The organism is Pseudomarimonas arenosa (assembly GCF_014841215.1).
GTDB classification, from domain to species: Bacteria; Pseudomonadota; Gammaproteobacteria; order Xanthomonadales; family Xanthomonadaceae; genus Pseudomarimonas; species Pseudomarimonas arenosa.
In genome coordinates this window covers 1-12,105 of the sequence record NZ_JACYTR010000007.1, presented here as the reverse complement: position 1 = coordinate 12,105, position 12,105 = coordinate 1, and the positions used below count along the sequence as shown (strand labels likewise).

Annotated in this window: 14 protein-coding genes and 1 rRNA gene; 8 read left to right on the top strand and 7 right to left on the bottom strand. The window is 62.3% G+C overall.

Annotation, left to right across the window (positions count from 1 at the left end; translation table 11 throughout):
- The first annotated feature begins 125 nt into the window (after window positions 1-125).
- Genes IFO71_RS05095 through mpl form a run of 3 tightly spaced genes read left to right on the top strand, consistent with a single transcriptional unit; the run spans window position 126 to window position 2,638 of the window.
- A complete protein-coding gene (locus IFO71_RS05095; protein ID WP_192028464.1) occupies window positions 126-701 on the top strand; it encodes an adenylate kinase in 576 nt (191 codons plus the stop codon).
- Between the two features lie 36 nt (window positions 702-737).
- Window positions 738-1,274 carry a hypothetical protein gene (locus IFO71_RS05090; protein WP_192028463.1) on the top strand — a complete coding sequence of 179 codons (537 nt, stop codon included), beginning with the start codon at window positions 738-740 and terminating at the stop codon, window positions 1,272-1,274.
- Window positions 1,271-2,638 (top strand): UDP-N-acetylmuramate:L-alanyl-gamma-D-glutamyl-meso-diaminopimelate ligase, encoded by a 1,368-nt coding sequence (gene mpl, locus IFO71_RS05085; RefSeq protein ID WP_192028462.1) that lies wholly within the window; start codon window positions 1,271-1,273, stop codon window positions 2,636-2,638. The genes IFO71_RS05090 and mpl overlap by 4 nt, the downstream gene beginning before the upstream one ends.
- 5 nt (window positions 2,639-2,643) lie before the next feature.
- Here mpl and IFO71_RS05080 read toward each other — a convergent pair whose 3' ends face one another.
- Window positions 2,644-3,069, bottom strand: a complete 426-nt coding sequence (locus IFO71_RS05080; protein WP_192028461.1) for a hypothetical protein — start codon at window positions 3,067-3,069, stop codon at window positions 2,644-2,646.
- 150 nt (window positions 3,070-3,219) lie between these two features.
- Between IFO71_RS05080 and IFO71_RS05075 the strand changes: the two genes are divergently transcribed.
- The gene (locus tag IFO71_RS05075) at window positions 3,220-3,801 is read left to right on the top strand and encodes an LON peptidase substrate-binding domain-containing protein (protein WP_192028460.1); all 582 of its coding nucleotides are present in this window, start codon (window positions 3,220-3,222) and stop codon (window positions 3,799-3,801) included.
- On the opposite strand, the gene IFO71_RS05070 is transcribed toward IFO71_RS05075, so the two are convergent.
- The gene (locus tag IFO71_RS05070; protein WP_192028459.1) at window positions 3,788-5,713 is read right to left on the bottom strand and encodes a DedA family protein; all 1,926 of its coding nucleotides are present in this window, start codon (window positions 5,711-5,713) and stop codon (window positions 3,788-3,790) included. The genes IFO71_RS05075 and IFO71_RS05070 overlap by 14 nt on opposite strands.
- Window positions 5,714-5,848: 135 nt before the next feature.
- On the opposite strand from IFO71_RS05070, the gene IFO71_RS05065 reads away from it, so the two are divergent.
- Both IFO71_RS05065 and IFO71_RS05060 read left to right on the top strand, forming a co-directional pair.
- Entirely contained in the window at window positions 5,849-6,682 is an 834-nt protein-coding gene (locus IFO71_RS05065; protein WP_192028458.1) for an SDR family oxidoreductase, read from the top strand.
- Window positions 6,679-7,098 (top strand): VOC family protein, encoded by a 420-nt coding sequence (locus IFO71_RS05060; protein WP_192028457.1) that lies wholly within the window; start codon window positions 6,679-6,681, stop codon window positions 7,096-7,098. The genes IFO71_RS05065 and IFO71_RS05060 overlap by 4 nt, the downstream gene beginning before the upstream one ends.
- A gap of 6 nt (window positions 7,099-7,104) precedes the next feature.
- On the opposite strand, the gene IFO71_RS05055 is transcribed toward IFO71_RS05060, so the two are convergent.
- The 3 genes from IFO71_RS05055 to thiE are packed head-to-tail and all read right to left on the bottom strand — an operon-like array spanning window position 7,105 to window position 9,902.
- Entirely contained in the window at window positions 7,105-7,947 is an 843-nt protein-coding gene (locus tag IFO71_RS05055) for an ion transporter (RefSeq protein WP_192028456.1), read from the bottom strand.
- Entirely contained in the window at window positions 7,947-9,230 is a 1,284-nt protein-coding gene (gene hemL, locus IFO71_RS05050) for a glutamate-1-semialdehyde 2,1-aminomutase (RefSeq protein ID WP_192028455.1), read from the bottom strand. Before hemL ends, IFO71_RS05055 begins: the two co-directional genes overlap by 1 nt.
- A 33-nt stretch (window positions 9,231-9,263) precedes the next feature.
- The gene (thiE, locus tag IFO71_RS05045) at window positions 9,264-9,902 is read right to left on the bottom strand and encodes a thiamine phosphate synthase (protein WP_192028454.1); all 639 of its coding nucleotides are present in this window, start codon (window positions 9,900-9,902) and stop codon (window positions 9,264-9,266) included.
- 61 nt (window positions 9,903-9,963) lie between these two features.
- Between thiE and IFO71_RS05040 the strand changes: the two genes are divergently transcribed.
- On the top strand, window positions 9,964-10,158 hold the full coding sequence (locus tag IFO71_RS05040; RefSeq protein ID WP_192028453.1) for a rubredoxin: 195 nt from the start codon (window positions 9,964-9,966) through the stop codon (window positions 10,156-10,158).
- A gap of 12 nt (window positions 10,159-10,170) precedes the next feature.
- On the opposite strand, the gene IFO71_RS05035 is transcribed toward IFO71_RS05040, so the two are convergent.
- Both IFO71_RS05035 and IFO71_RS05030 read right to left on the bottom strand, forming a co-directional pair.
- Window positions 10,171-10,980 (bottom strand): SirB1 family protein, encoded by an 810-nt coding sequence (locus IFO71_RS05035; protein WP_225444403.1) that lies wholly within the window; start codon window positions 10,978-10,980, stop codon window positions 10,171-10,173.
- Between the two features lie 51 nt (window positions 10,981-11,031).
- Window positions 11,032-11,517 carry a DUF192 domain-containing protein gene (locus IFO71_RS05030; protein WP_192028451.1) on the bottom strand — a complete coding sequence of 162 codons (486 nt, stop codon included), beginning with the start codon at window positions 11,515-11,517 and terminating at the stop codon, window positions 11,032-11,034.
- A gap of 468 nt (window positions 11,518-11,985) precedes the next feature.
- On the opposite strand from IFO71_RS05030, the gene IFO71_RS05025 reads away from it, so the two are divergent.
- Window positions 11,986-12,105: ribosomal RNA gene (locus IFO71_RS05025) — 16S ribosomal RNA — on the top strand; the annotation flags it as partial.

Below are 12,105 nucleotides of genomic sequence, written 5' to 3'. Positions count from 1 at the left end.
CGCGGCGCGAATTGACTTGCGGGGGCCGGACCGCTAGCGTTTGGACGATCCGTGTCCCGATCGCGAGTGTAGCGAAAGCTTCCGCCTGGGCGCGCCCCGTTTCTTGTTACGGAATTCATCAGCACATGCGACTCGTACTTTTGGGAGCGCCCGGATCGGGCAAGGGAACCCAGGCCACATTGCTCAAGCAGGCCCTTGAGGTGCCACATATTTCCACCGGTGATCTGCTGCGTGCTGCGGTCGCCGCCGGTACCCCGCTGGGTTTGAAAGCCAAGGCGGTGATGGAGCGCGGTGAGCTGGTCTCGGACGAGCTGGTGCTGGGAATGCTGGAAGAGCGGTTGGGCAAGGATGACGTCACGGGCGGCTTCATTCTCGACGGCTACCCGCGCAATCTGGCCCAGGCCAATGCGCTTGACGCCCTGCTCGACAAGCTCAAGCAGCCGGTCGATGTGGCGGTGCAGCTTGATGTGGGCACCGAGTTGTTGATTCAGCGTCTGGCCGGTCGTGCCGAGGCCGAAGGCCGCGCCGACGACAACCCCGACTCGGTACGCAATCGCCTGCGCGTGTATTCCGATCAGACCGCGCCCGTCATTGACTACTACCGCGCGCAGGGCAAGCTGGCCTGCGTCTACGGCGTCGGCAGTGTCGACGAAGTGGCAGAACGCGTACTCAGCGCGGCTCGTGGTCAGGCCAAGTCGTAGTCAGTCGCCTCGGCGTTCAGCTGCGACCGGGTTGCCGTGTCCAGCCTGATTCCGTGGGCCGCGTGGATCAATATCTGCTTCCTGCGTCGCGCGCCGCAGGACGTGGCGCATTCGCCTGCGCTGGCGCGAAACATGGTGCTGCTGTCGGTGCTGATCGACGCCATGCTGGTCTATCTGGCCGAGCGCGAACAGGCAGTGGCGGTGGTCCTGATCTCGCTGGCCTTCCTGCTGGCGTTGCCCTGGCTGCTGCTCAATTTGACCGGCCATCAGGCGCGCTACGCGCAAACCCTGGCTGCGCTGGCTGGCACTGGCCTGGTGTTTGGTCTGCTCTTGCTGCCCCTGGTGCTGATCTGGAATCTGGCCGGCCCGCTGCAGCCGAATGAGCAACCCAGCGCGCTGCATGTGGCGCTGTTCTTCGTGCAGATTGGACTCAATGCCTGGCGACTGATGACGGTAGCGCATATCCTGCGCCACGCCATGGACCTGCGCTTGTTTGCCGCGGCCTTGTTCGCCATCGGCTGGTTTATCCTGGAGTTATCGGCGAGCCTTTGGCTGCAATCGGGAACGCAATGAAACTACATGTTATGGGTATCTGCGGCACCTTTATGGGCGGCATCGCCGCCCTGGCCCGGGAAGCTGGTCACGAGGTGGAGGGTACCGACCAGAACGTCTACCCACCGATGTCCGATCAGCTCAATAGCATCGGAATCAGACTGCGCGTTGGCTACCAGCCACAATTCATCAGCGACGAGTGCCAGCAAGTGGTGATTGGTAACGCTTTGTCGCGCGGCAACCCGGCCATCGAAGCGGTGCTCAACAGCGGTCGCGACTATGTCTCGGGGCCGCAGTGGCTGCGTGACAACGTTTTGGTCGGTCGCCAGGTGCTGGCCGTGGCCGGCACTCATGGCAAAACCACCACCAGCAGTTTGTTGGCCTGGATCCTTGAGCACGCCGGCAAGGCGCCGGGTTTCCTGATTGGTGGCGTGCCAGGCAACTTTCCCGTGTCAGCGCGCACCGGCGACGGCGAGTGCTTTGTGGTCGAAGCCGATGAATACGACACCGCGTTCTTCGACAAGCGGTCGAAGTTCGTTCACTACCGCCCGCGGGTAGTGGTGTTGAACAACCTCGAGTACGACCACGCCGACATTTTTCCCGACCTGACATCGATCAAGCAGCAGTTCCATCACCTGATTCGCTGTGTCCCCGGCAATGGTCGTCTGATCGTCAATGCCGAGGATTTCGAGCTCGACGACGTGCTGAGCTATGGCAGCTGGACGCCGATCGAGCGCTTTGCCATCGACGATAGTCTGCAGGTCGAGTGGGGCGGGCGCCTGCTCGATCCGTCAGGTTCGCGGTTTGCCGTTCGCTACCAGGGCTTGGCCGAAATCGAGGTTTCCTGGTCCCTGCTCGGACGGCACAACGTGATGAACGCGCTGGCGGCGATTGCAGCGGCGCATGCGGCTGGCGTGACCGTGCACGCCGCCGCCGACGCCCTGGCCGGCTTCAAGCCGCCGAAGCGACGCTTGGAACGACTGCTCGATCGCAACGGGATCCGCGTCTACGACGACTTTGCTCACCATCCGACCGCCATTCGCACCACGCTTGAAGGATTGCGTGCCAGTCATCCGAAGGCGCGGTTGATCGCGGTGCTGGAGCCGCGCAGCAATTCAATGCGCCTGGGCGCGCATGCGGCGGCTTTGCCGGAGTCCTTGGCGCCGGCCGATCTTAGCTTCATGTTGCGCCGCCCGGAGTTGCCCTGGAATGCCGAGGCCTGCATCAGCAAGCTCGGCGGCAAAGGCAAGGCGCTGCCCGATGTCGACACCCTGGTTCGTGAGCTGCACGGTGAGCTGCGCTCGGGCGATGTTGTGGTGCTAATGTCGAACGGCAGTTTCGATGGGGCGTCTCGCCGATTGGTCGAGCTGCTCACCAAGAGCTGAGGCGCTCAGTCGGGCTGGGACGCCTGGGCACCGGCGATCTGTTGAGCGCACCAGCTGCGGGCATCGTCCAGTTCAGTGAAAAACGCGATCGGCAGCACCCCCGCACACACTTTTTGCAGCGCAGAAATGATCATGCTGCGCCCTTCGACCTCCTGCGGCACGACGTAGGCTGCCGCGCAACGCCCGAGTTCGCGGGAGCGCTGGGCACTTTCGCCCATCGCCTCGATGCCATCGGCAGTGAGTAGCATCGACTCGAAAATCACATTGATGGTGGCCCATGGCCCGCCCTGGCGCATGCGCTCGGCGGCGCTCTCGTAGGCGGCCATCACCGCGCGCACATGTTCGGCATTGAACGGGCCGCGCGAGCGCAACAGCAGAACCTGATTGTCAAACTCGAAAATCGAGCTTCCGTGCGGAGCGAATTGCGGCATGGTGCTGATCGAGGCCTTTGGCCGAGCTGAGAAACGGTGTGGAGCGTCGTCGGCCCACGAGGGGGCGCTGACCCTGCGCAATCTAGCATTGTCGGATTGCGGCGCAAGCTATGGCGGGACAGCTCGATGCAAACAGCGTAGGCTTGAGGCATGAAGGAGTTGCCCCTTTTTCCCTTGCATGCCGTGCTGTTTCCGGGCGGCGAACTGCGCCTGAGAGTGTTCGAGCCCCGCTATCTGTCGATGGTCCGTGATTGCACCGCGGGCAACCGCGTGTTTGGTGTCTGTCAGATCGCTGATGGTCACGAAGTAGGTGTTCCCGCGACCCCCGCCAGCTTCGGCACCACCGCACAGATCGTAGACTTCAACGTCGACCCACAAGGCATTCTCGGTATCGTGGTCGAGGGGGTGCAGCGCTTCCATGTCAAACAGGTGCGTATTCGCGACACCGGCATGGTGGTGGCCGACGTCGACCTGTTCGAAGATGAGCCGAGTACCCTTCGCGCCGAGCACAGTCTGTTGGCGTCCTTGCTCGACAAGATCCTGGAGCAGGCCGGTGGCAAGCATGCCAAGGCGCCGGCACGGCTGTTCGACTCCGCCTGTTGGGTCGGCTATCGCTTGGCCGAATTGCTGCCGCTCGACAATGATCAGCGGCAGGGGCTTCTGCAATGTGCCTGCCCGCATCAGCGACTTAGCATGCTGTTGCAGTGGGTGCCGAAGCTTACTCGCGAGTAGACGTGGGTTGCAGCCGCCAGTCTGCGGCGGTCTGCAGCGCCTGCAGAGGCGGCGCCAGTGAGGCCAGTGTCTTCTGCGTGTTGATCTCGGACGCCGGGTCCGGCAACCAGATTCTCAGTCCGCCTCGAAACCTGGCCAGTCGATGCGGTACCACCTGCAACCGGAAAACCGGTCTGCCGTCATCGAGCGTCCAGCGGCTTGGCCAGAGCAGCATCACTTCCCGCCGGCTTTCGCTGGAGACGCGTTCCCAGCGCGCCAGTTCGCCATAGCCATCGCGCGCCAGCGGCATGATCGGCAGGTCGCTGGGCTTGAGGTCGGCATTCAGCAATTGCAGGGGATCGCTCCATTTTGCAGCGCCGAGCTGGTACCAGCCGCCATCATTCAAGGCAGATTGCAACGACTCGAGCGGGCCGGCGTAAAGCAGTTCGGGGCCGGGGTGAGGCTTGCCGGTCGCGCTGGGCAAGGCGGCGGCCGTTGGCTGCCACCAGCTGGGCCGATCCATGCCCAGCGTATGCGTAGCCAGCTGCTGGCGGTGACGAGTGGCCGACCACTCATTGATCACAGTGAATGCGAACAGCGCCATCAGGGCCACGCCGGCCAGCTTGGCGAAGCGCGGAATTCCTGGCGCCGCCAGGCTGTGGCGGCGATAGGCGATGCCCAGGGCCATGCCCCAGGTGCTGCCCAAGGCCACGCCAAATACCGTCTGGCTCGATTGGGCCAGGCCGAAATACAGCAGTGCAAAGCCGTACAAAGCCACCCAGGCACTGCTGAGCATGTAGGGGCGGGCGGCATAGCGCTGCCGAGATTCGCGGGCGACGATGATGGCGCTGAGACTCCCCACGCTGGCCAGACATGCCGGCAGTGGCCAGTGCCAGGCGCTGCGTTCGTCGGCGATCCATAGTGCGGCGCTGCAGGCGTCGATCAGCAGCCCGACTGCGGCTGCTGCCAGCCAATGTGCGATGCCCTGGGTCGAGCGCCGCCAAATCGACCACAGCACCCCGGTGCTCACTAGTCCGGCGAGCAACAGCGGATCGGCCAGTGACAGCATCGGTTGCACGACGACATCCGACCAAGGGCTGCGCAGACTGCGCCAGAAGCTGGGGTCGAACTCCTGCTGCCATTGCTGGTTAAGTAGCAATACTCCAGCGCCCGCCAGCAGCGCCAGCAGAATCAGCGCCAGCAACACCAGACTGGTGGATTCCGGCGCCGTTGGATCGACCAGTCCGCGGGTCAGTCGCCCGAACTGAGGGTGCGCTCGCGACCAGGCCAGCGCACGTTCCACCCATAGCGTTCCGCGTGGCGCGGCCCAGCGATAGATGCGTTGACCGAGGTAGACCACGGCCAGCAGCACGGTAGCGCTACCAAGCAGGATGATCAGCAAGGGGCCTGCCACAGCCTCCAATTGCTGCCATACACTGCCGAACAGCCAGCCGGGGGCGATAAAGACGACCGACCAGACCGATGCGGCCAATGCGCTGGCCAATGTGTAACGTGTCGGCGGTAGACGCAGCATGCCGGCGATGGCCGGTACGAAGGGTCGAATCGCGCCGACGAAGCGGCCGATGAATATGCCCTTGCTGCCGTGGCGGTCAAACACCTCCTGGCCTGAGGCCAGCCACCCTGGATAGCGCGAAAACGGCCAGATGCCGGACAGTCGTGTGCCGTAGCGACGGCCGATCAAGTATGAAATCCCATCACCGCAAAAAGCGCCGAAGGCCGCCAACGTCAAGGTGGAGATCGGTTCCAGTACGTTGAGACCGATCAGCGTACCCAGCGCAAACAGCAAGGGAATGGCCGGAACCACGGCGCCCACGATCAGCAGAGCATCGACAAAGGCGATCAGGAAAACCAGACCCCCGGCCAGTATCGGGTGCTGGGTGGCCCAGGCAACTACCGACTCTACCGACAGCATGGCGGCAGCAGCTCAGTGGAGGGCACAGGGCAGGGGCATTGAGCGCGCGGCACGTTGAGCGTAGAAGCCAAAGGGAGTGCAGCTTAGCTGAGTACCTCGCGCTAAGCTGTAGGGCCGCTCGCGAAGGAACAGAACATGACCGCTAGCTTGGCTGGCAAGACTCTCTTCATCACCGGCGCATCGCGCGGCATTGGCTTGGCGATAGCCTTGCGCGCCGCTCGTGACGGCGCGAATATCGCGATTGCGGCGAAATCCAGCGCGCCCAACCCGAAGTTGCCCGGCACCATTCACACGGCTGCCGCCGAGATTGAAGCCGCCGGAGGTCAGGCGCTGCCTTTGCGCTGCGACATTCGCGAGGAGGATCAGGTGCAGTCGGCGATCGACGCCACCGTGGAGCGCTTCGGCGGCATCGACATCCTGGTCAACAACGCCAGTGCGATCTGGTTGAAGGGGATCGCCGAAACGCCGATCAAACGCTTCGATCTGATGCAGCAGGTCAACGCGCGTGGCAGTTTCCTTTGTGCGCAACGCTGTCTGCCCCATCTGCTGAAGGCCGGCAACCCTCACATCCTTACCTTGGCACCACCGCCCAATCTCGATCCTCGCTGGTGGGGACCGCATGTCGGCTACACCCTGGCCAAGATGGGGATGAGCTTTGTCACCCTGGGGCTGGCTGCCGAACTGGGCTCGCAGGGTGTGGCAGTCAACGCGCTGTGGCCGCGCACGGTGATCGCCACCGATGCGCTGAACATGATTCCGGGTGTGGATCTCTCCGGCTGCCGCATTCCGGCCATCATGGCCGACGCCGCGCACGCCATCCTGTGTCGGCCCAGCGGCGGACTTAACGGCCAGTTCCTGATCGACGAAGAGGTCCTGCGCGAAGCCGGCATCGATGAGTTTGAGCGCTACGCAGTAAAGGCTGGTGCCCGGCTGATACCCGATCTGTTTCTCGATGAAGCGTTGTCATGAAGTATCTGCATGCCATGGTTCGGGTACGCGATCTCGACGCCTCGCTGCGCTTCTACTGCGACGGTCTGGGGCTGCGCGAGGTGCGGCGCAAGGAGTACCCTCAAGGGCGGTTCACCCTGGTCTATCTCGGTGCGCCTGACAACCCCGAAGCAGAAATCGAGCTGACCCACAACTGGGACGAAGAGGATTACGGCAGCGCGCGCAACTTCGGCCACCTCGCCTTTCGGGTAGATGACATCTACGCCCTGTGCAGTCACCTGATGAAACAGGGTGTTGAGATCAATCGGCCGCCGCGCGACGGGCGGATGGCCTTCGTACGCTCACCGGATCAGATTTCGATCGAGTTGCTGCAGGGCGGTGACCCACTACCCGCAGCGGAACCCTGGGCATCGATGTCCAACCGCGGCGGGTGGTGAGCGACGCTATTCGGTCGGCAATGCGGCGCCACAGCGGCGGCAGTGTTTCGCATCGGCGCTGTGACCCAGCTGCTGGCATTGCTCGCAAGTCCTGGCGTCGAGCTGGCGTAGGCCCTGGGTAAGCTCGGCCGTATAGATGCCGGTCGGCACGGCAATGATGCCGTAGCCAATCAGGATCAGCACCGAAGTGATCATCCGCCCCAGGGTCGTCTGCGGCGCGATATCGCCGAAGCCCACCGTCGATACCGTCACCACCGCCCAATACATGGCGGTGGGAATGCTGGTGAATCCGTGCTCCGGGCCTTCGACCACGTACATCAAGGCACCGAATACGGTAACCAGACTCAGGATCACGCACAGAAACACAAAAATCTTGCGCCAGCTGCGACGCAACGCCGCGATCAGCACGCCGGCTTCGCGCAGATACTCGGCCAGCTTGAGGATGCGGAAGATACGCAGCAGGCGCAGCACCCGGATCACCAGCAGCGACTGCGTGCCCGGCAACAGCAGGGACAGATAGGTCGGCAGCACAGCCAACAGATCGATGATGCCGTAGAAGCTCAAGGCATAGCGGATCGGGCGTCGCACGATCAACAGTCGCAGCACGTACTCGATGGTGAACACCACGGTGAAGCCCCATTCCAGGGCGTACAGCAGGGTGCCGAAACGCTGATGCAGATCCTGCACACTGTCCAGCACCGCGACCAGGATGCTGAGCAGGATCACCAACATCAACAGCAGGTCGAAACCGCGCCCCGCCGGCGTGTCGTGGCCGAAGATCACCCGATAGGTTTTCTCGCGCCAGTTGTTCTGCGCCTCAGCCGGAGGGGGCGGCCAGTGTCTGCTCATCAGTCGAGCGTGCCGAAAACACGTGCGGCGGCGTCTATGGTGAAATCGAGGTCGGCTCGCGAGTGCGCTGCCGAAAGAAAGGCGGCCTCGAACGCCGACGGTGCCCAGTACACACCCTGTTCCAGCATGCCGTGAAAGAACTGGCGGAAGCGGTCGGCGTCGCTGGCCTTGGCGTCGGCATAGCTGCCGATCGGGCCAGCGCAGAAGTATAGACCGAACATGGCGCAACTACGTGTTGTGGTGAACGGAATGCCGGCCTGTTTCGCAGCCGCTTCCAGACCGTCGCACAGATAATGGGTCGACTGTTCGAGCTGATCGTAGAACCCGTCGCGCTGGATCAGGCGCAGCGTGGCCAGACCCGCCGCCATCGCTACCGGATTGCCCGACAGCGTACCCGCCTGATAGATCGGCCCAGCCGGTGCGATCTGACGCATCAGGTCCGCTCGACCGCCGTATGCGCCCACCGGCATACCACCGCCGATGATCTTGCCGAAAGTGCTGAGATCAGGCCTGACTCCATAGCGCTGCTGCGCACCGCCCAGGGCTACTCGAAACCCGGTCATCACTTCGTCAAAAATCAGCAGCGCACCGTGCTCGGAGCACAGCTGGCGCAGGTGCTGCAGGAAGCCTTCGGCCGGCAGAATGCAGTTGGCATTGCCGACGATCGGCTCAACGATCAGTCCGGCAATCTCCTGGCCCTGCTGCTCGAACAGCGCAGCCGCGGCATCAAAGTCATTGAACGGCAGGGTCAAAGTGAGGTCGGCCAGAGGAGAGGGCACTCCGGGCGAGTCGGGCAGGCCGAGGGTGAGTGCACCTGAGCCGGCCTTGACCAGAAAGGAGTCGCCGTGGCCGTGGTAGCAACCCTCAAACTTGACGATCTTGCTGCGCCCGGTAGCGCCGCGTGCCAGTCGAATGGCGGAAAGTGTTGCCTCGGTACCGCTGTTAACCATGCGGACCACTTCGCAACTGGGGATCAATCGACACAGGGTTTCGGCCATGTCGACCTCAAGTGCATTCGGAACGCCGAATGACAGGCCGGCCTTGGCCGTTTCCAGGACCGCGCTGATCACCTCGGGATGGGCGTGTCCGGCAATCATCGGTCCCCAGGAGCCGATGTAGTCGATGTAGCGCTTGCCCTCCACATCCCACAGATAGGCGCCTTCTGCGCGGGCCGCGAAGAACGGCTGACCACCCACCGATTTGAATGCGCGAACCGGCGAATTGACGCCGCCGGGCAGTCGTTCCAGCGCGCGCGCGAACAGGGAGGCATTGCTATCGGTCATGTTGAATTCCAGATTGATGAAAGGTGAATCAGCTCAGCGCGGCGCAAACAGACGGGCAAACGCCGCTGCACTCGCCGCTGGATCGTCCGCGCTCCACAAAGCATCGATCACCGCGATGCCGTGAGCTCCAGCGGCGATCAAGGGCGCCGCATTGTCCTCTCGAATGCCGCCAATCGCCACGACAGGCAACGGAAAGCGCGCCGTACGTTGCAGCAATTCCAGGCTCGCTCGACGCTGCGTCTGCTTACTGCGACTGGGGAAGAACGCGCCCAGCGCCAGATAGTCGGCGCCTTCAGAGACGGCGCTCTCAACTCGATGCCACTCGTCATAACAGGAGACGCCGATGATCGACTGCAGGCCCAACAGTTTGCGCGCTGCAGCGATCGAGCCATCGTGCTCGCCCAGATGTACGCCATCGGCCCCGGCCTCGGCGGCCAGCTGTGGGTCATCATTGATGATGCTGCATACGCCATGCGCGCGGCACAGCGCTACCAAGCGACCGGCGTCGGCACGCCGCTGGTCGGCACCCACCCTCTTGGGTCGATATTGCAACACGGTGATGCCGGCGCCCAGCACCACAGCGACGGCTCGATACAGGGCCTCACCGAACAGATGTTCCGGCGTAATTGCGTACAGCCCGGCGGGCAGCTTTCGGGAGCAGGGTCGATCCATGGTTGGCTAACTGGTCAACAGATGGGAAAATCCGGCGCCATTGTCCCAGTCTGGAATCTCCATGAGCAGCATCGCCGTCTCCACCGAGTATCGCACCTGGATGTGTGTGGTATGCGGCTTCATTTACAACGAGCGCGATGGTTTGCCGGAAGAGGGTATTGCTCCCGGCACGCGTTGGGACGAGGTACCGGACACCTGGACCTGCCCGGATTGCGGTGTCGGCAAGGAAGACTTTGAAATGGTCGAAGTGGGTTGATGCCGCGACCGGCTAGTGTCGAGTAACCCGGGACTTGGCGGCGTCGATCATGGCCTCCCGCACCGCATCGGCGTCACCGGCATCCGGGCGCAACTGCAGATAGCGGGCCAAGTCTTCCCCAGCGCGCTGGCCGACACCGAGCTGCAGATAAAGCAGGCCGCGATCGCGCCAATCCTCGGCTTGGCTCGCATCGAAGCGGATCAGGCGGTCGGCGCAACGCAGCGCACGAGCGAAATCTTCCTGTTCGGTATAGACGCCTTTCAGATTGCGCAGGATTCTGGCAACGATGGCGCGGTTGCTGGCCGGCGAAAGTAGGTTAAGCAGTTGTTGATCATCGATGTCGCGGTCGCCCATGTGCGGACGAGCCCGCTGGCGAAGCTCATCGACATCCATCGGCCGGCCGCGGTGAAATGGATCCATCACCAGAAGGCCGCCGTCCATCGGTACTCTTACCAGGAAGTGCCCGGGGAATGACACGCCCTCCAGGGCGAGGTCGCATGCGCGGGCGCACTCCAATTGCAGCACGGCCAGAGAAATCGGAATGCCCAGTCGGCGTTCCATGACCTCATTGATATAGCAGTTGCGCGGATCGTAGAACTCGTCGTGGTTGCCCTTGAATCCACATTCGACGAACAGGAACTGGTTCAGCGTTTGAACCTTCTGGCTGGTCGATTCGATATTCGAGCAACGATCAGCCGCTTGCAGCGCCAGCTCGCGGACCTGCGACAGCAGCCCGCTCACATCCAGATCGGGATACTCGTCGCGCGCCACATCCACCAGCGCCGGAACCAGTTCGACATCCGTTTCTGCAGCAGCGTTCATGGCGGGCACTCGATCTTCCATAGGAACAGTATGGGGGCGCGGTGCTGGTCTTCAATTGGCTCGCCCGGAGGCACAGGACGGGATTGCGAACTTGCTTTCCCCGACTATACACAAGGCACTGCCTTTGGTCAGTGCCAGGCGCGAGCTAGTGCCGGCATTCAACTCGACCACGAAACGCGCCGCTCCTGCGCTCGGGTAAGACGGGCATTGCGAGGTCTTGCATGGCGGAGTGTCGGCACTGATGGAGACGACCCGCGCATCAGCACCAAAATAGATGATGTCGAGCGGAATGCGCGTGTTGCGCATCCAAAAGGCCTGAGGCTCTGCGCGATCGAACACGAACAGCATGCCATGGTCCTCAGACATCGACTCGCGAAACATGAGCCCGCGCATTCTGCTGGCATCGTCGAGCGCCAGCTCCACTTTGAAGTGTGCGCCTCCCAAGCCGATAACCGCTTTGGGCAGCGCGTCACCCGCCGTGGATGCGCTTGCCGTGGCCGTGATGGCAAAACCAAACACTATGCTAAGTGCTTTCATTGCTTGATGCCTCTGTGTTGGAGGACGCATGAACAAATCCTGAAATCGACAGCGAATCTTATCGCGCTCACCCTATTCACAACCGCTATCGAACTATGCATAATTCGCCCCCCGCAGACGCGTCGCTGTCTACGGGCCGGGAAGAAAAGTTCGAAAAAAGATGTTGACGGACTTGGAAAACGGTGTAAGATGTGCGGCTCGGTTGGACGAAACGTTCGACGGAAAGCGAAGAGGCGCTGAGGCCGAATTCGCGAGATCTTTGACAGTGTGCGCAGGTGACTTGTGCGGGCGTCTGCGGATGGGTGAGAAGTCCATCTTGCAGAACGTCCAAGACTTAGCCTTCGGGCTGAGTGAGTTCAACCTTCGGGTTGGACACCTAAGAGTCAATTGATTTTAGTAGTCAGCGACGCTTGGGTCGGACTTCTGCAGTGCTAAATGAATAAAGAGCCTTCGGGTTCTTGTAAGTTTTAACTGAAGAGTTTGATCCTGGCTCAGATTGAACGCTGGCGGCATGCCTAACACATGCAAGTCGAACGGCAGCACAGTGGAGCTTGCTCCATGGGTGGCGAGTGGCGGACGGGTGAGGAA